This is a genomic window from Modestobacter sp. URMC 112 (assembly GCF_053502575.1).
In genome coordinates this window covers 2,923,982-2,940,531 of record NZ_CP199957.1, presented here as the reverse complement: position 1 = coordinate 2,940,531, position 16,550 = coordinate 2,923,982, and the positions used below count along the sequence as shown (strand labels likewise).

Sequence of the window (16,550 nt, the reverse complement as noted above, 5' to 3'; positions counted from 1 at the left end):
GCCCCCCGGCCGCCTGGTGCGGCCGGGGAGCCCACTCCCGCAAACGGAGAAGGAGCACGCTCGCCCGTGTCCGGAGTCGCACCCGCCCCTGAGGGCATCACCAACCCGCCCATCGACGAGCTGCTCGAGCGCACCAGCAGCAAGTACGGGCTGGTCATCTACGCCGCCAAGCGCGCGCGGCAGATCAACGCCTACTACAGCCAGCTCTCCGAGGGCCTGCTGGAGTACGTCGGCCCGCTGGTCGACACCGCGCCCCAGGAGAAGCCCCTGTCGATCGCGCTGCGCGAGATCAACGAGGGCCTGCTGACCCACACCGCCGGCGAGAATTAAGAAAGGACCCCCTCGCCCCCCACCGCTCGCGAGCTCGCGTCGGGGCCCTGCGAGGGGGCCGGGCCGACGGCTGGTGGCGCTCCCATCGGTCGTCCTGCTGCTCTTTGTGATGAGGCCCCTGGCACCTGGTGCCGGGGGTCTCGTCGTGTGTGGAGGATGAGCGCATGAGCCGGATCGTGCTGGGGGTGGGCGGCGGCGTCGCCGCCTACAAGTCCGCGCTGCTGCTGCGGGCGCTCACCGAGGCCGGGCACGACGTGCGCGTCGTGCCGACCGCCGGCGCGCTGCGCTTCGTCGGGGCGGCGACCTTCGAGGCGCTGTCCGGCCACCCGGTGACCACCGAGGTCTGGGACGACGTCCCCGAGGTCGCCCACGTCCGGATCGGCCAGACCGCCGACCTGGTCGTCGTCTGCCCGGCCACCGCCGACCTGCTCGCCCGCGCCGCCGCCGGCCGCGCCGACGACCTGCTCACCGCCACGCTGCTCGCCGCGCACGGCCCGGTGGTGTTCGTGCCGGCCATGCACACCGAGATGTGGCTGCACCCCGCCACCCAGGACAACGTGGCGACCCTGCGCCGCCGCGGCTCGGTGGTGCTGCCCCCCGCCGTCGGCCGGCTGACCGGCCCGGACTCCGGCCCCGGCCGGCTGCCCGAGCCCGCCGACGTCGCCGCGCTGCTCGCGGTGGTCCTCGCCGGCGGCCCGGCCGCGCTGGCCCCCGACCTCGCCGGCCGTCGGGTGGTGGTCAGCGCCGGTGGCACCCGCGAGCCGCTGGACCCGGTGCGCTACCTGGGCAACCGCTCGTCCGGGCGGCAGGGCCTCGCGCTGGCCCGGGTCGCCGCCGCCCGCGGCGCCGACGTCGTGCTGGTCGCCGCCAACGTCGAGGACGCCGCGCCGTTCGGGCTGCGCACGGTCCGGGTCGGGACCGCGGAGGAGCTGCGCGCCGCGGTGCACGCCGAGGCCGCCGGGGCCGACGGCCGGCCCGCCGACGTCGTGGTGATGGCCGCCGCGGTCGCCGACTTCCGCCCCGCCACCGTCGCCGGCACCAAGCTCAAGAAGGGCAGCGCCGCCGAGCCCGCCTCCGTGCCGTTGACCCGCAACCCCGACGTGCTGGCGGAGCTCGTCGCCGCCCGCCGGGCCGGGCAGCTGCTGGTCGGCTTCGCCGCGGAGACCGGTGACGCCGAGGGCGACGTCCTCACCCACGCCCGCGCCAAGCTGGCACGCAAGGGCGTGGACCTGCTGGTGGTCAACGACGTCTCCGCCGGCCAGGTCTTCGGTCGCAGCGACAACGAGGTCACCGTGCTGGGCGCGGACGGCAGCAGCACCGCGGTCCCGGCCGGGCCCAAGGACGTCGTCGCCGCCGGCATCTGGGACGCCGTCACCGGCCGGCTGCCTCCGATCGCGCCGCCGGCCGGCTGACGGCGTCCACCGGAACGGACGCGGACCGGCGGACCGTCGGCGGTCCCCGGTAACGTCACCGACCGGGCCCCGGCCCACCGCCGCTGTCGACCGACGCAGGGAGAACCCAGTGCCACGCCGTCTCTTCACCTCCGAGTCGGTGACCGAGGGCCACCCCGACAAGATCGCCGACCAGATCAGCGACTCGATCCTGGACGAGATGCTGGCGCAGGACCCCCGCAGCCGCGTCGCCGTCGAGACCCTCATCACCACCGGCCAGGTGCACATCGCCGGTGAGGTCACCACCTCCGGTTACGTCGACATCGCCGAGATCGTCCGGAAGACCATCCTCGGCATCGGCTACGACTCCTCCCGCAAGGGCTTCGACGGCGCGTCCTGCGGCGTCAGCGTCTCCCTCGGCGCCCAGTCCCCGGACATCGCCCAGGGCGTCGACACCGGCTACGAGGCCCGGACCGGCGAGCAGGGCGGCGCCGAGCACCGTGCCGCCGTCGCCGAGGACCGCATCGAGCGCCAGGGCGCCGGCGACCAGGGGCTGATGTTCGGCTACGCCAGCGACGAGACACCCGAGCTCATGCCGCTCCCGATCGCGCTCGCGCACCGGCTGTCCAAGCGGCTGTCCGCCGTCCGCAAGGACGGGTCGGTGCCCTACCTGCGGCCCGACGGCAAGACCCAGGTCACCGTGGTCTACGAGGACGACCGGCCGGTCGCCGTGGACACCGTCGTGGTCTCCTCCCAGCACGCCGAGGACATCTCGATCGAGACGCTGCTCGCCCCCGACGTGCAGGAGCTGGTCGTGGAGCCGGAGCTGGCGGCGCTCGGGCTGCCCACCGAGGGCTACCGGCTGCTGGTCAACCCGACGGGGAAGTTCGTCATCGGCGGCCCGATGGGCGACGCCGGGCTCACCGGCCGCAAGATCATCGTGGACACCTACGGGGGCATGGCCCGGCACGGCGGCGGGGCGTTCTCCGGCAAGGACCCGTCCAAGGTCGACCGGTCCGGCGCCTACGCCATGCGCTGGGTGGCCAAGAACGTGGTGGCCGCGGGCCTCGCCCGGCGCTGCGAGGTGCAGGTCGCCTACGCGATCGGCGCCGCCCACCCGGTCGGCCTGTTCGTGGAGACCTTCGGCACCGCCACGGTGCCCGAGGAGGCGCTGGAGAAGGCGATCAGCACGGTCTTCGACCTGCGCCCCGGCGCGATCGTCCGCGACCTGGACCTGCTGCGGCCGATCTACGCCCAGACCGCCGCCTACGGGCACTTCGGCCGGGCCGACCTCGACCTGCCCTGGGAGCGGCTGGACCGGGTGGACGCACTGAAGTCGGCCGTGGGGGCGTAAGGACCCCTCTGCCCCCCACGCCTCGCAGGCTCGGCGCGGGCCCCTGCAGAGGGGCCGTTCCAGTCGGTACCGACAGGAGACTGGCGCGGTGTTGATCGCCCGGGTCGTCGTCGACGTGCCGCTGGCGCACCTGGACCGGCCGTTCGACTACGCCGTCCCCGACGAGCTCGCCGAGGACGTGCGCGCCGGCTGCCGGGTGCGGGTCCGGTTCGCCGGCAAGCTGGTGGACGGCGTCGTCCTGGAGCTCGGCGACAGCACCGAGCACACCGGCCGGCTCGCCCCGCTGGCCAAGCTGGTGTCCGGGGAGCCGGTGCTCACCCCCGAGGTCGCCGCGCTGGCCCGCTCGGTCGCCGACCGCTACGCCGGGTCGCTGACCGACGTGCTGCGGCTGGCGCTGCCGCCCCGCCGGGGCGCGCCGGAGAAGCGCCCGGCCGCCGACCCGCCGCCCGCCCCGCCGCGCCCCGACCCGGCCGGCTTCGCCCGCTACCCGGCCGGGGCCTCGCTGCTCACCGCGGTCGCCGAGGGCCGCCCCGCCCGCGCGGTGTGGACGGCGCTGCCGGCCGAGGACTGGCCGACCCGGCTGGCCGAGCTCGCCCAGGCGGCGCTGTCCGGCGGTCGTGGGGCCCTGCTGGTCGTCCCCGACGGCAAGGACCTCGATCGGCTGGCCGCCGCCGCCGAGGCGCTGCTGCCGGCCGGGTCGGTGGCGGTGCTGCGCGCGGACTCCTCGCCCGACACCCGCTACGCCCGGTTCCTGGCCGCGTCCCGCGGCAGCGCGCAGGTGGTGCTGGGCACCCGCGGGGCGGTGTTCGCGCCGGTCCGCGACCTGGGCCTGGTGGTGGTCTGGGACGACGGCGACGACCTGCACGCCGAACCCCGCGCGCCCTATCCGCACGCCCGCGACGTGCTGGTGCACCGCGCGCACCTGGCCTCCTGCGCCGCGGTGGTGGCCGGGACCGCCCGCACCGCCGAGGCGGCGCTGCTGGTGGAGTCCGGCTGGGCGCACGAGCTGGTCGCCGACCGGGCCACCCTGCGCGCCGCCGCCCCGCGGGTGCAGGCCGTCGGCGACGACTTCGAGCAGGAGCGGGACCCGGCCGCCCGCAGCGCCCGGCTGCCCAGCCTGGCCTTCCGGGTGGCCCGCGAGGCGCTGGCCGCCGGCAGCCCGGTGCTGGTGCAGGTGCCGCGCGCCGGGTACGCCCCGGGACTGTCCTGCGAGCGGTGCCGGGCGCCCGCGCGGTGCGCGCACTGCGCCGGTCCGCTCGGGGTGTCCGCGACCCCGGGGACGGGGGGCTCGCGGGTGGCGGCGTGCCGCTGGTGCGCCCGGCCGGCCGCCGCCTTCGTCTGCCCGCACTGCTCGGGCACCCGGCTGCGCGCCTCGGTGGTCGGCTCGGCCCGCACCGCCGAGGAGCTGGGACGGGCCTTCCCCGGGGCCGTCGTCCGGGTGTCCGGCCGCGGGTCGGGGGTGCTGGCGACCGCGCCCCCCGGCCCGGCGCTGGTCGTGGCCACCCCAGGTGCCGAGCCGGTCGTCGAGGGCGGCTACGGCGCCGCGCTGCTGCTGGACGCCTGGGCGCTGCTGGGCCGGGCCGACCTCCGCGCGGGGGAGGAGACCATGCGCCGGTGGCTGAACGCCGCCACGCTGGTCCGCGCCGGCGGGCAGGTCGTCGTCGCCGCCGACGCCGGGCACCCGGTCGTCCAGGCGCTGGTCCGCTGGGACCCGGCCGGCCTGGCCGCGCGAGAGCTCGCCGACCGGCGGGCGCTGGGCTTCCCCCCGGTCACCCGGATCGCCGCGCTGTCGGCGTTCCCGCCGGCGCTGGGGGAGTTCCTGGACGCGCTGCGGCTGCCCCCGAACGCCGACGTGCTGGGGCCGGTGCCCGAGCCGCCGCGTCCCGGGGCGCCGTCGGCCGCCGACGGCGACCGCGAGCGCTACCTGGTGCGGGTGCCGCGCACCTCGGGCGTAGCGCTGGCCCGCGCGCTGCACGAGGTGCAGGGGGTGCGCAGCGCCCGCAAGGCCACCGAGCACGTGCGCGTGCAGCTCGACCCGCTCGACCTGGCCTGACCGGGCGGCACCGGCCCGGGTGACGGTCAGCGGCCGCTGTCGGCCAGCAGCTCCTCCAGCTCGCGGTCCAGCGCCTCGGAGGCCTCGTCGGCGGCCGCGCGGGCGGCCGCCCGGTCCCACCAGACCGGCAGCGTGGACAGCGCGGTGGCCAGGCCGGTGACCAGGCCGAGCAGCAGGTGCGGACGGCGGTGGCCGCGGCCGCGCAGCGCCTGCGCGGCCGGCCCGCGGGCGACGGTGGCGGCAAGCCCCCAGGCGCCGCACACCAGCCCGGAGCGCAGCACCGCCGTCCGGTCCGCCGGCGGCGTCGGGTCCGGCGTCAGGCCGTGGAAGGCGCGGCGCAGCTGCGGCAGCTCCGGGGCGAGCGCGTCGACGGCGGTCACCGTCAGCAGCACCCCGTAGGCCGTGGCGCGCTGCCGGGAGCGGGCCGGCAGCTCCAGCGCTGCCTCGGCGCCCCCGACCAGGACGCCGTCGAGGACGCAGCTGACGACGGCGCGCACGCGATGGCGTGTGAGCGAGGCCATGTCCGCACCCTAGCCAGGTCTCCCCGCCCGGCCGCGCAACGGCGCCACCTACGATCGCCCGGTGAGCGTGACCCCGATCCGGATCATGGGCGACCCCGTGCTGCGCACCCCGGCCGCCCCCGTCGTCGACTTCGACGCCGAGCTGCGGCAGCTGGTCGCCGACCTGACCGACACCATGCACGCCGCCGGCGGTGCCGGCATCGCCGCGCCGCAGATCGGCGTCGGCCTGCGGGTGTTCACCTGGTACGTCGACGGCGAGGTCGGCCACCTGGTCAACCCCGACGTCACGCCGGTCGGCGAGGAGACCGAGGAGGACGCCGAGGGCTGCCTGTCGATCCCCGGCTTCCGTTTCGGCTGCCGCCGGCACCTCTACGTCGCCGCCACCGGCTGGGACGTGTACGGCGAGCCGATCCGGGTGGAGGGGTCGCACAAGCTGGCCCGGGCCATCCAGCACGAGACCGACCACCTCGACGGGGTGCTGTTCGTCGACCGCCTGGACGCCGAGGCCCGCGCCGCCGCGCTCGACGTGCTGAAGGACGCCGCCTGGCAGGGCGAGCAGGCCTACCTCCCCTCGGGCGAGCCGGTCCCGGCGCCGGTGGTGAAGGTGAGCCCGCACTGAGGCTCCTGTTCGCCGGGACGCCGGCGCCGGCCGTCGTCGCGCTCGACGCCCTGCTGGGCTCCGCGCACGAGGTGGCCGCCGTCCTCACCCGGCCTGACGCGCGCTCCGGGCGGGGCCGGCGGACCAGCCGGTCCCCGGTCGCCGAGCGCGCCGACGCGGCCGGCATCCCGGTGCTGCAGCCCCGGTCACCGCGGGAGCCGGAGTTCCTGGAGCAGCTCGCCGGCCTCGCCGTCGACTGCGCACCGGTGGTCGCCTACGGCGCGCTGGTGCCGCCGGCCGCCCTCGGCGTGCCGCGGCACGGCTGGGTCAACCTGCACTTCTCGCTGCTGCCCGCCTGGCGCGGCGCCGCGCCCGTGCAGCACGCCATCATGGCCGGCGACGAGGTGACCGGGGCGGCGACGTTCCAGCTGGAGGCCGGCCTGGACACCGGACCGGTGTTCGGCGTCGTCACCGAGCCCATCGGCCCGCGCGACACCGCCGGCGACCTGCTCGACCGGCTGGCGGTCAGCGGGTCCCGGCTGCTGGTGGCCACCCTCGACGGGATCGCCGCCGGCACGCTGGTCGCCGAGCCGCAGCCGGCCGAGGGCGTCAGCCTGGCCCCGCGCATCGAGACCGCGGACGCCCGGGTCGACTGGGACCTGCCGGCGCACGTGGTGGACCGCCGCGTCCGCGGGGTGACCCCGGCTCCCGGGGCGTGGACGACGTGGCGGGGGGACCGGCTGCGGCTGGGCCCGGTGCTGCCGCAGCCCTCCGGGCCCGACCTGGCCCCGGGGGAGCTGGCGGTCGGGCCGGCCGGTGTCCTGGTTGGCACCGGGCGCGGCGCGGTGCAGCTCGGCCCGGTGCAGCCGGCCGGCCGGACGATGCTGCCGGCCGCGGACTGGGCACGCGGCGCCCGGCCGGCGCCGGGGGAGAGGCTGGGCGCATGAGCCACCCGCCACGACCCTCGGGCAGGTCCGGCGGCGCCGGCCGGGGCGGCAGGGCCGGCGCCGGTGGCCGCGGGCAGCGGCCGGGGAACCAGCGCCCGCCGCAGCGGCGGCACCGCCCGGTCCTGGACGGCGCCCGGCTGACCGCCTACGACGTGCTGGACGGCGTGTCCAGCCGCGCCGCCTACGCCAACCTGCTGCTGCCCCAGCTGCTGCGCGAGCGGCAGCTCGAGCCCCGCGACGCGGCGTTCGCCACCCAGCTGGCCTACGGCGCGCTGCGGGCGACCGGCACCCTGGACGCCGTCCTCGCCACGCTGGTGTCCCGGCCGCTGGCCGAGCTCGACCCGCGGGTGCTCGACCTGCTCCGGCTGGGCGCGTACCAGATCGTCGACCTGCGGGTCCCGGCGCACGCCGCGGTCGACACCACCGTCGCGCTCACCCGGGCCATCGTCGGCACCGGCGCCTCCGGCCTGGTCAACGCCGTGCTCCGGAAGGTCGCCGCCGGCGGGGACCGGGAGGCCTGGGTGGCCACCCTCGCGTCGGCGGACGAGGACGCCCGGCTGGCGCTGGCCACCGACCACCCCCGCTGGGTGGTCGACGCCTGGCGGGACGCGCTGGGCGACCCGGCCGAGCTGGAGCGGGCGCTGCTCGCCGACGACGCCGCCCCCGAGGTGCACCTGGTCGCCCGGCGGGTCCCGCGGGACGAGCTGGTGGCCGAGTCCGGGGGCGAGCCGGGGCCGTGGTCCCCGTACGCCGTCCGGCTGCCCGGAGGCGACCCCGGCAGGCTGCCCGCGGTGCGCTCCGGCGACGCCGCGGTCCAGGACGAGGGCAGCCAGCTGGCCGCCCTGGCGCTGACCCGGGCCGCCCTCGACGGCCCGGACGCCGCCTGGCTCGACATGTGCGCCGGGCCCGGCGGCAAGGCCGCGCTGCTGGCCGCCGTCCGGCCGGCCGGCGTGCACCTGACCGCCACCGACCGGGCCGAGCACCGGGTCGAGCTGGTGCGCGCGGCGCTGGAGGGGGAGCCCGACGTGGAGGTCCGGGTCGCCGACGGCACCGCGCCGGACTGGCCGGCCGGGTCCTTCGACCGGGTGCTGCTCGACGCGCCCTGCACCGGGCTGGGCGCGCTCCGCCGCCGGCCGGAGGTCCGCTGGCGGCGCACCGCGGAGGACGTCGCGCCGCTGGCCGAGCTGCAGCGGGCGCTGCTGGACGGCGCGCTGGCCGCGGTGCGGCCCGGCGGCGTGGTGGCCTACGTGACGTGCTCGCCGCACACCGCCGAGACGATCGCGGTCGTGGAGGCCGCGGCCGGCCGGGACGACGTCGAGGTGCTGCCGGTTGCGCCGCTGTTCCCCGAGGTGCCGGGTCTCGCGCGCGGCGACCACGGGCAGCTGTGGCCGCACCGGCACGGCACCGACGCCATGTTCATCGCCCTGCTCCGCCGGACCCGGTAGTCGCCCTGCCCTGACCCGACGGGCGCCGCGGCGTCGTCCACCCCGGACGGGCGGGGTCGGGAGCGCACCTACGATCACCGGGTGCCCCGGGAACCGATGATCGCCCCCAGCCTGCTGTCCGCGGACTTCGCCCGGCTGGCGGACGAGGTGCAGCGGGTCGCCGGCGCCGACTGGCTGCACTTCGACGTGATGGACGCCCACTTCGTGCCCAACCTGACCTTCGGGCTGCCGGTGATGCAGGCGGTCCAGGCGGTCAGCCCGGTCCCGCTGGACTGCCACCTGATGATCACCGACCCCGAGCGCTGGGCTCCGGGCTACGCCGAGGCCGGTGCCCGCAACGTCACCGTGCACGCCGAGGCCTGCACCGACCCCCGCGCCGTCGCCCGCGACCTCAGGGCCGCCGGCGCGCTGGCCGGGCTCGCCATCAAGCCGGGCACCCCGCTGGAGGCCTACCTCGACGTGCTGCCGGACTTCGACACGCTGCTGGTGATGACCGTCGAGCCGGGCTTCGGCGGGCAGTCCTTCATGCCCGAGGTGCTGCCCAAGGTCCGCGAGGCCCGCCGGCTGGTCGACACCGGCCACCTGCGGTTGTTCCTCGAGGTCGACGGCGGCATCAGCCCCGACACCATCGAGCAGGCCGCCGAGGCGGGCGCGGACGTCTTCGTGGCCGGCTCCGCGGTCTACGGCGCCGACGACCCGGCGGCGGCGATCGCCGGCCTGCGCGCGCTGGCCGCCGCCGCCGTCCCTCGGTGACCACCCCCGCCGAACTCGGCGCCATGGCCCGGGCCCGGGAGCTGGGGGAGCGGGTGCTGGGGACCACCAGCCCGAACCCGCCGGTGGGCGCGGTGGTCCTGGACGCCGCGGGGCGGATCGTGGGCGAGGGGGCCACCTCCCCGCCGGGCGGCGCGCACGCCGAGGTGCACGCGCTGGCCCAGGCCGGGGAGCGGGCCCGCGGCGGCACCGCCGTGGTCACCCTCGAGCCGTGCGCGCACACCGGGCGCACCGGCCCGTGCACCGACGCGCTGCTGGCCGCCGGCGTCGCCCGGGTGGTGGTCGCCGTGCCGGAGCCGACCCGGCTGGCCGGCGGGGGAGCGACCCGGCTGCGGGCCGCCGGCGTGGACGTCGAGCTCGGCGTCCAGCGGGCCGAGGCCGAGCAGGGCGCCCTCGCCGCCTGGCTGACCGGGGTGCGCGAGGACCGTCCGCACGTGGTCTGGAAGGTGGCCAGCACGCTGGACGGGCGGGTCGCCGCCGCTGACGGCACCAGCCGCTGGATCACCGGCCCGCAGGCCCGCGCCGAGGTGCACCGGCTGCGGGCCACCTGCGACGCCGTCCTGGTCGGCTCCGGGACCGCGCTCACCGACGACCCGCAGCTCACCGTCCGCGACGCCGACGGGCGCCCGGCGCCGCGCCAGCCGCTGCGGGTGGTGCTCGACCGCCGCGGCCGGCTGCCGGCCACCGCGCGGGTGCTCGACGGCGCCGCGCCCACGCTGGTCAGCCGGGCCGCCACCCCGGCGGCGCTGCTGGCCGAGCTGTTCGGCCGCGACGTCCGCCGGGTGCTGCTGGAGGGCGGCCCCACGCTGGCCGCCGCGTTCCTCCGCGCCGGGCTGGTCGACGAGGTCGTCGTCCACCTGGCGCCCCAGCTGCTGGGCGCCGGGCCCGGGCTGGTCGGCGACCTGGGAATCCCCACGATGGCCGCGGCGCTGCACCTGCAGGTCCGCGACGTCACCGCCCTGGGCGGGGACGTGCAGATCCGGTTGCGCCCCACCCGGCACACTGGTGGGGACGACCCGAGCCCAGGAGGGAGCTGACGTGTTCACCGGAATCGTGGAAGAGGTCGGCACCCTGGTCGTCCGGGAGGACGCCGGTGACAGCGCCGTGCTGCGCATCCGCGCGCGCAAGGCCGTCGACGGCGTCGCGCTGGGCGACTCGATCGCCGTCAACGGGGTGTGCCTGACCGTCACCGGCGTCGAGCCGGACGGCGCCGAGGGCACCTCCGTGTGGAGCACCGACGTGATGGCCGAGACGCTCCGGCGCAGCAGCCTGGGCGCCGTGGGCACCGGTGAGCGGGTCAACCTCGAGCGGGCCGTCACCGCGCAGACCCGGCTGGGCGGCCACATCGTCCAGGGCCACGTGGACGGCGTCGGCACCGTCGTGTCCCGGACGCCGGGGGAGCACTGGGAGGTCGTGCGGATCGCCGTCCCGGCCGACCTCGCCCGCTACGTGGTGGAGAAGGGCTCGATCACGGTGGACGGCGTCTCGCTCACCGTGAGCGCCCTCGCCGACTCCCCCGAGCCGTGGTTCGAGGTCAGCCTGATCCCGACCACCCTGCGCGAGACGACCCTCGGGGAGCGCGCCGCCGGTGACCCGGTCAACCTGGAGGTGGACGTGATCGCCAAGTACGTCGAGCGACTGCTGGGAGCCCGGGCATGAGCTGGCAGCTGGACTCGATCGAGGACGCGATCGCCGCGGTCAAGGACGGCCGCCCGGTGGTCGTCATCGACGACGAGGACCGGGAGAACGAGGGCGACCTGATCTTCGCCTCGGAGCTGGCCACGCCGGAGCTGGTGGCGTTCATGGTGCGGTACACCTCGGGCTACATCTGCGTCGCGGTGACCGAGGCCGACGCCGACCGGCTGGACCTGCCCCCGATGTTCCGGGTGAACCAGGACCGTCGCGGCACCGCCTACACGGTGACCGTGGACGCCCGGGAGGGCATCACCACCGGCATCTCCGCCGCCGACCGGGCGGCCACCATCCGCACCCTCGCGTCGGCGGAGTCGACCTCCGCCGACCTCGCCCGGCCGGGCCACATCGTGCCGCTGCGGGCCAAGGACGGCGGGGTGCTGCGCCGGCCCGGGCACACCGAGGCCGCCGTCGACCTGGCCGTGCTGGCCGGGCTGCGCCCGTCGGGGACGCTGTGCGAGGTGGTCAGCGAGAAGGACCCGACCGGCATGGCCCGCGGTGACGAGCTGCGGGTGTTCGCCGACGACCACGACCTGGTGATGGTGTCGATCGCGGACCTGATCGCCTACCGCAAGCGCTTCGACAAGCTGGTCGAGCGGGTCGCCGAGGCGCGGGTGCCGCTGCGGCCCGGGGAGTTCACCGCGGTGGGGTACCGCAGCTCCTACGACGACCGGGAACACGTGGCCTTCGTCTACGGGGACATCGCCGACGGGCAGGACGTGCTGGTCCGGGTGCACTCCGAGTGCCTGACCGGCGACGTGTTCGGGTCGCTGCGCTGCGACTGCGGCCCGCAGCTGGACGCCGCGCTGGCCGCGGTCGCCCAGGAGGGCCGCGGGGTGGTGCTCTACATCCGCGGGCACGAGGGCCGTGGGATCGGCCTGCTGCACAAGCTGCAGGCCTACCAGCTGCAGGACGCCGGCGTGGACACGGTGGACGCCAACCTCGACCTCGGGCTGCCCGCCGACGCCCGGGACTACGGCACCGGCGCGCAGATCCTCGTCGACCTGGGCGTGCACACCATGCGGCTGCTGACCAACAACCCGGCCAAGCGCGCCGGGCTCGAGGGATACGGTCTGAAGATCACCGGCCGCGTCGCGCTGCCGACGCACGTCACCGCCGAGAACGTCGGCTACCTGCGCGCCAAGCGCGACCGGATGGGACACCTGTTGGAGATCATCGAGCCGGACGGCGCAGCCGTCCACAAGGGGAGCGACATCCCGATGCGCCACGACGAGCAGCCGGTATGAGTGGGGCGGGAGCACCGAAGCAGGAGCCGATCGACGCCGCGGGGCTGACCCTGGGGATCGTGGCGGCCCGCTGGCACGCCGACATCAGCGACTCGCTGCTGGCCCGGGCGGTGGCGTGCGCCGAGGCGTCCGGGGTGGCCGAGCCGACCGTCGTCCGGGTCCCGGGCGCGATCGAGCTGCCCGTCGTCGCGCAGGCGCTGGCCGGCACGCACGACGCCGTCGTCGCACTCGGCGTGGTGGTCCGCGGCGGGACGCCGCACTTCGAGTACGTCTGCGACTCCGTCACCGCGGGGCTGACCCGGGTGTCGCTCGACGCCGGCACGCCGGTGGGCAACGGGGTGCTGACCACCGAGGGCGAGCAGCAGGCCCGCGACCGCGCCGGCATGGACGAGTCCGCGGAGGACAAGGGCTGGGAGGCCACCGCCGCGGCCCTGGCCACGGCCCTGGTGCTGCGCGACCTCCGCCGCCCGCAGCGCGCCACCGGCTTCCAGGCGCAGCCGGCCGGCGCCCGGGAGCCCGGGGCGTGAAGACGTTCGACAGCCTCTTCGCCGAGCTCGCCGAGAAGGTGGCCGCCGGCGACGAGGCCTCCGGGACGGTGAGCGCCGTCCGGGACGGCGTGCACGCCGCCGGGAAGAAGGTCGTCGAGGAGGCCGCCGAGTCCTGGATGGCCGCCGAGCACGAGGGCGAGCAGCGGACGGCGGAGGAGATCAGTCAGCTGCTCTACCGGGTGCAGGTGCTCATGCTGGCCCGGGGGCTGACGCTGCAGGACGTCTACGCTCACCTCTGAGAAAGGACCCTCCTGCCCCCCACCGCTCGCGAGCTCGCGGTGGGACCCTGCAGGAGGGCCGACAAGGCCGCTGTCCACCGTCTTGCTAGGAGCTGTTCCGTGCTGCGCGTCGCTGTGCCCAACAAGGGGGTCCTGAGCGAGCCGGCTGCGGCGATGCTCGCCGAGAGCGGCTACCGCCAGCGGCGCAGCACCAAGGACCTCGCCGTCTACGACCCGGACAGCGACACCGAGTTCTTCTACCTGCGTCCCCGCGACATCGCCGTCTACGTCGCCGCCGGCCGGCTCGACGTCGGCATCACCGGCCGGGACATGCTGCTGGAGACCACCCCGCCGGACGGCGCGGGGGCGGCGGCGGTCGAGGTCATGACGCTCGGCTTCGGCCGCTCCTCGTTCCGGTTCGCCGCTCCGGTGGACTCCCCGATCGACGGGCCCGAGCGCCTGGAGGGCACCCGGATCGCCACCGCCTACCCGGGGATCCTGGAGCGCTACCTGGACGACGCCGGCATCAAGGCCAGCGTGGTGAAGCTCGACGGCGCCGTGGAGACCGCCTGCCGGCTCGGCGTCGCCGACGCCGTGTGCGACGTGGTGGAGACCGGGACGACGCTGCGGGCCGCGGGCCTGCGGATCATCGGCGACCCGGTGCTCGCCAGCGAGGCCGTGCTGGTCGGCCGCGCCGGCGCGGAGGAGATCCCGGCCGTGGCCCAGCTGCGGCGCCGGCTGCGCGGGGTCCTGGTCGCCCGCCAGTACGTGATGCTGGACTACGACTGCCCCAACGCCATCCTCCCGGCGGCCACCGCGATCACCCCCGGACTGGAGGGCCCCACGGTCAGCCCGCTGCAGACCGAGGGCTGGTCGGCGGTGCGGGCGATGGTCGAGCAGAGCGACACCAACCGGGTGATGGACGAGCTGTGGGAGCTCGGCGCCCGGGCGATCCTGGTGACCAGCATCCACGCCTGCCGCATCTAGCCGCGGCAGGATGACGGCATGACCCGGCCGTCCCGCGCTGCGCTGCTGCTGCTGTCGCTGGCGGTGCTGGCCGCCTGCGCCGGTGGCAGCTCGGGCGCCGGCGACGGCGCGGCGGCCGGGAGCACCCAGCAGGCGGCGGACGACCTGCAGGTCGAGGTGGACCGCGGGGACGGCAGCCCGGTCGAGCGGTACTCCCTCACCTGCGGGGACCCCGTCGCCGGCGACCTGCCCGATGCCGAGGCGGCCTGCGCGCACCTGCAGGGGCTGGACGACCCGTTCGCCCCGCTGCCGGCGGACACGATGTGCACCGAGCAGTACGGCGGTCCGCAGACCGCCTCCGTCACCGGCACCTGGCGGGGGGAGCCGGTCGACCTGTCGCTGTCCCGCACCGACGGCTGCCGGATCACCCAGTGGGACCAGCTCGGCCCGCTGCTGCCCGGCCCGGTCGGGGTGCTGCCGGACTGACCGGCCGGGGTACCAGGGCCCACGGCGGCCTCACCCCAGGAAGGCCAGCGCCGTCGCCACGACCAGCGCGGTGGCCAGGACGACGTTGAGCACGCGGGACGGCCGCGGGCGCTGCAGCAGCGGGGCCAGCGGTATCCCGGCGCAGAGCCACGCCACGTGGATCAGCACGATCATCCCGGCGAGCAGGGTCAGCTTGGCGACGGCGTCCACGGTGGCGTCCGCGGCGAGGGTGGAGCTGCCGAACACGGCGGCGATGGCGACCCAGGCCTTGGGGTTGGCCACCCCGAGGAGCGCACCGCCGGCCAGGGTGGGTGCCGCCGACGTGGCGGTCCGTCCGGCCAGTGGCGGGGCCGTGGCGATGTGGAAGGCGAGCCAGAGCACGTAGCCGGCCGACGCCACGAGCAGCACGGTGCCCAGCCCCGGTACCAGGAGCAGGGCGGTGGTGATCCCGGCGGCGACCGCGACGAGGACGGCGGTCGTCCCCAGGACGACCCCGACCAGGTAGGGGACCGTCCGCCGGACCCCGAACGCCGACGCCGCCGCGACGAGGCTGATGGTGGTCGGGCCGGGGCTCCCCATGATCGCCAGCGACGCCACCAGCAGCGGGGCTACCGCCTCCCAGCGCACCGTCGTCCACCTGTCGGCGCCCGCCGGGCGCAATACCGTGCACTCATGCCGCCAGAGCCAACGGTGCCGGACGTCGGAGGTCTTGCACGATCGTGCGGCCCCGGGTCGAGCCGGGTGCGCTTCGGCCCGGCGGTGCCCGGGATCGACCGCGCCGAGGTGCGGCTGCACGGGTCCGCGTTCGCGTCCCACCGTCACGACTTCTACGCGGTGGGGATGACCACCTTCGGGGTGCAGACCTTCGGCTACCGGGGGTCGCGCCGGGCCTGCCTGCCCGGCCAGCTGCACGTCCTCCACCCCGACGAGGTCCACGACGGCGCTGCCGGGACCGCGGAGGGGTTCGGCTACCGCATCCTGTACATCGCCCCGGAGCTGGTGCGCGACGCGGTCGGCCGGAGACCCCTGCCCTTCGTCGCGGACCCGGTGCACGGGGCCGGCGGCCCGGCCGGGCCGCTCGCCGCCCTGCTCGCCGACGTCGACGACCCGATCGACGAGCTCGGCCGGGTCGAGCTGGTGGGCATCGTGGCGGACTGCCTCACCAGGCTCGGCGACGCCCCGGAGCCCTCCATCGAGCGGATCGACCTCTCCGGGATGGCGGCCGTGCGGGACCACCTGGCGGCGCACGCCCATGAGCACACGTCCGCCGCCACCCTGGAGGAGGTCGCCGGGACCGACCGCTACACCGTCGCCCGTCACTTCCGGCGCGCGTTCGGCACCAGCCCGGCCCGGTACCGCACCCAGCGGCGGCTGGCCCTGGTCCGCACGGCGATCGGCGAGGGACGACCCCTCGCGCGGGCGGCTGCCGACGCCGGCTTCGCCGACCAGAGCCACATGACGCGCCAGTTCAAGCAGGCCTACGGGTTCACCCCGGCGCGCTGGGCCGCCCTCACCCGCTGACCGGCGGACGCCGATGCGGGGTCAGCGGGTGGCTGCGAGGCTGGGCGGGTGCCCGACGGCCCTGTCGACCTGCTCCGTGTCCCCGGGCTGAGCCCGTACGCGCCGTACGCCTACGCCGCCTCCGTCGCTCCCGGCGCCCGGCTCGTGTGCACCGCCGGCGCCTGCCCGCTGGACGCACAGGGGCGCACCGTCGCTCCAGGGGACGTGGCGGGCCAGGCCGGGCAGGTGATGACCAACCTCGGCGAGGCGCTCGCCGCCGCCGGAGCGGGACTGTCCGACGTCGTCGTCTCGACGGTGTACGTGGCCAGCGGCGACCGACGCGACCTGGTGGCCGCCTGGGACGTCGTCCGCCGGGGGTTCGGCGACCACGACCCGCCCAGCACGCTGCTGGGCGTCACGGTGCTCGGCTACCCCGACCAGCTGGTCGAGGTGCAGGTGTTGGCCGCGGTGCGCTGACCCGGG

19 protein-coding genes are annotated in these 16,550 nt (G+C 76.8%); 17 read left to right on the top strand and 2 right to left on the bottom strand.

Annotation, left to right across the window (positions count from 1 at the left end):
- Nucleotides 1-66: 66 nt before the first annotated feature.
- From rpoZ to ACWIX6_RS13770, 4 genes are all read left to right on the top strand, one after another.
- Nucleotides 67-330, top strand: coding sequence for a DNA-directed RNA polymerase subunit omega (gene rpoZ, locus ACWIX6_RS13785; protein WP_014741310.1), 264 nt, complete (start codon nucleotides 67-69; stop codon nucleotides 328-330).
- A gap of 164 nt (nucleotides 331-494) precedes the next feature.
- Nucleotides 495-1,742: a bifunctional phosphopantothenoylcysteine decarboxylase/phosphopantothenate--cysteine ligase CoaBC gene (gene coaBC / locus ACWIX6_RS13780; RefSeq protein ID WP_448612997.1), complete on the top strand. Its 1,248-nt coding sequence runs from the start codon at nucleotides 495-497 to the stop codon at nucleotides 1,740-1,742.
- A 109-nt stretch (nucleotides 1,743-1,851) separates the two neighbouring features.
- Nucleotides 1,852-3,075 carry a methionine adenosyltransferase gene (gene metK / locus ACWIX6_RS13775; protein ID WP_448612996.1) on the top strand — a complete coding sequence of 408 codons (1,224 nt, stop codon included), beginning with the start codon at nucleotides 1,852-1,854 and terminating at the stop codon, nucleotides 3,073-3,075.
- An 88-nt stretch (nucleotides 3,076-3,163) separates the two neighbouring features.
- Nucleotides 3,164-5,128, top strand: a complete 1,965-nt coding sequence (locus ACWIX6_RS13770; RefSeq protein WP_448612995.1) for a primosomal protein N' — start codon at nucleotides 3,164-3,166, stop codon at nucleotides 5,126-5,128.
- Between the two features lie 26 nt (nucleotides 5,129-5,154).
- Here the strand turns inward: ACWIX6_RS13770 and ACWIX6_RS13765 are convergent, their stop codons facing one another.
- Nucleotides 5,155-5,649, bottom strand: coding sequence for a hypothetical protein (locus tag ACWIX6_RS13765; RefSeq protein WP_448612994.1), 495 nt, complete (start codon nucleotides 5,647-5,649; stop codon nucleotides 5,155-5,157).
- Nucleotides 5,650-5,710: 61 nt separating this feature from the next.
- Here ACWIX6_RS13765 and def point away from each other — a divergent pair, with 61 nt between their 5' ends.
- The 11 genes from def to ACWIX6_RS13710 all read left to right on the top strand — a co-directional run bounded on the left by def (nucleotide 5,711) and on the right by ACWIX6_RS13710 (nucleotide 14,567).
- Nucleotides 5,711-6,268 carry a peptide deformylase gene (gene def, locus ACWIX6_RS13760; RefSeq protein ID WP_448612993.1) on the top strand — a complete coding sequence of 186 codons (558 nt, stop codon included), beginning with the start codon at nucleotides 5,711-5,713 and terminating at the stop codon, nucleotides 6,266-6,268.
- Nucleotides 6,265-7,194 carry a methionyl-tRNA formyltransferase gene (locus ACWIX6_RS13755; RefSeq protein WP_448617001.1) on the top strand — a complete coding sequence of 310 codons (930 nt, stop codon included), beginning with the start codon at nucleotides 6,265-6,267 and terminating at the stop codon, nucleotides 7,192-7,194. Before def ends, ACWIX6_RS13755 begins: the two co-directional genes overlap by 4 nt.
- On the top strand, nucleotides 7,191-8,639 hold the full coding sequence (locus ACWIX6_RS13750; protein ID WP_448612992.1) for an RsmB/NOP family class I SAM-dependent RNA methyltransferase: 1,449 nt from the start codon (nucleotides 7,191-7,193) through the stop codon (nucleotides 8,637-8,639). The genes ACWIX6_RS13755 and ACWIX6_RS13750 overlap by 4 nt, the downstream gene beginning before the upstream one ends.
- Before the next feature lie 81 nt (nucleotides 8,640-8,720).
- Complete coding sequence (gene rpe, locus ACWIX6_RS13745; RefSeq protein ID WP_448612991.1) at nucleotides 8,721-9,392, top strand: ribulose-phosphate 3-epimerase; 672 nt, start codon at nucleotides 8,721-8,723, stop codon at nucleotides 9,390-9,392.
- Nucleotides 9,389-10,447, top strand: a complete 1,059-nt coding sequence (gene ribD, locus ACWIX6_RS13740; RefSeq protein ID WP_448612990.1) for a bifunctional diaminohydroxyphosphoribosylaminopyrimidine deaminase/5-amino-6-(5-phosphoribosylamino)uracil reductase RibD — start codon at nucleotides 9,389-9,391, stop codon at nucleotides 10,445-10,447. The genes rpe and ribD overlap by 4 nt, the downstream gene beginning before the upstream one ends.
- Before the next feature lies 1 nt (nucleotide 10,448).
- Nucleotides 10,449-11,069: a riboflavin synthase gene (locus ACWIX6_RS13735; RefSeq protein ID WP_448612989.1), complete on the top strand. Its 621-nt coding sequence runs from the start codon at nucleotides 10,449-10,451 to the stop codon at nucleotides 11,067-11,069.
- Nucleotides 11,066-12,349, top strand: a complete 1,284-nt coding sequence (locus ACWIX6_RS13730; RefSeq protein WP_448612988.1) for a bifunctional 3,4-dihydroxy-2-butanone-4-phosphate synthase/GTP cyclohydrolase II — start codon at nucleotides 11,066-11,068, stop codon at nucleotides 12,347-12,349. The genes ACWIX6_RS13735 and ACWIX6_RS13730 overlap by 4 nt, the downstream gene beginning before the upstream one ends.
- Nucleotides 12,346-12,876 (top strand): 6,7-dimethyl-8-ribityllumazine synthase, encoded by a 531-nt coding sequence (ribH, locus tag ACWIX6_RS13725; RefSeq protein WP_448612987.1) that lies wholly within the window; start codon nucleotides 12,346-12,348, stop codon nucleotides 12,874-12,876. Before ACWIX6_RS13730 ends, ribH begins: the two co-directional genes overlap by 4 nt.
- The gene (locus ACWIX6_RS13720) at nucleotides 12,873-13,136 is read left to right on the top strand and encodes a phosphoribosyl-ATP diphosphatase (RefSeq protein ID WP_448612986.1); all 264 of its coding nucleotides are present in this window, start codon (nucleotides 12,873-12,875) and stop codon (nucleotides 13,134-13,136) included. The genes ribH and ACWIX6_RS13720 overlap by 4 nt, the downstream gene beginning before the upstream one ends.
- A gap of 99 nt (nucleotides 13,137-13,235) precedes the next feature.
- The gene (hisG, locus tag ACWIX6_RS13715; protein WP_448612985.1) at nucleotides 13,236-14,102 is read left to right on the top strand and encodes an ATP phosphoribosyltransferase; all 867 of its coding nucleotides are present in this window, start codon (nucleotides 13,236-13,238) and stop codon (nucleotides 14,100-14,102) included.
- A gap of 18 nt (nucleotides 14,103-14,120) precedes the next feature.
- A complete protein-coding gene (locus ACWIX6_RS13710; protein ID WP_448612984.1) occupies nucleotides 14,121-14,567 on the top strand; it encodes an SSI family serine proteinase inhibitor in 447 nt (148 codons plus the stop codon).
- A gap of 30 nt (nucleotides 14,568-14,597) precedes the next feature.
- Here the strand turns inward: ACWIX6_RS13710 and ACWIX6_RS13705 are convergent, their stop codons facing one another.
- Complete coding sequence (locus ACWIX6_RS13705) at nucleotides 14,598-15,194, bottom strand: LysE family translocator (protein WP_448612983.1); 597 nt, start codon at nucleotides 15,192-15,194, stop codon at nucleotides 14,598-14,600.
- Between the two features lie 114 nt (nucleotides 15,195-15,308).
- On the opposite strand from ACWIX6_RS13705, the gene ACWIX6_RS13700 reads away from it, so the two are divergent.
- Both ACWIX6_RS13700 and ACWIX6_RS13695 read left to right on the top strand, forming a co-directional pair.
- On the top strand, nucleotides 15,309-16,088 hold the full coding sequence (locus ACWIX6_RS13700; RefSeq protein ID WP_448612982.1) for an AraC family transcriptional regulator: 780 nt from the start codon (nucleotides 15,309-15,311) through the stop codon (nucleotides 16,086-16,088).
- 48 nt (nucleotides 16,089-16,136) lie between these two features.
- Complete coding sequence (locus tag ACWIX6_RS13695) at nucleotides 16,137-16,544, top strand: RidA family protein (protein ID WP_448612981.1); 408 nt, start codon at nucleotides 16,137-16,139, stop codon at nucleotides 16,542-16,544.
- The last annotated feature ends 6 nt before the right edge of the window (nucleotides 16,545-16,550 follow it).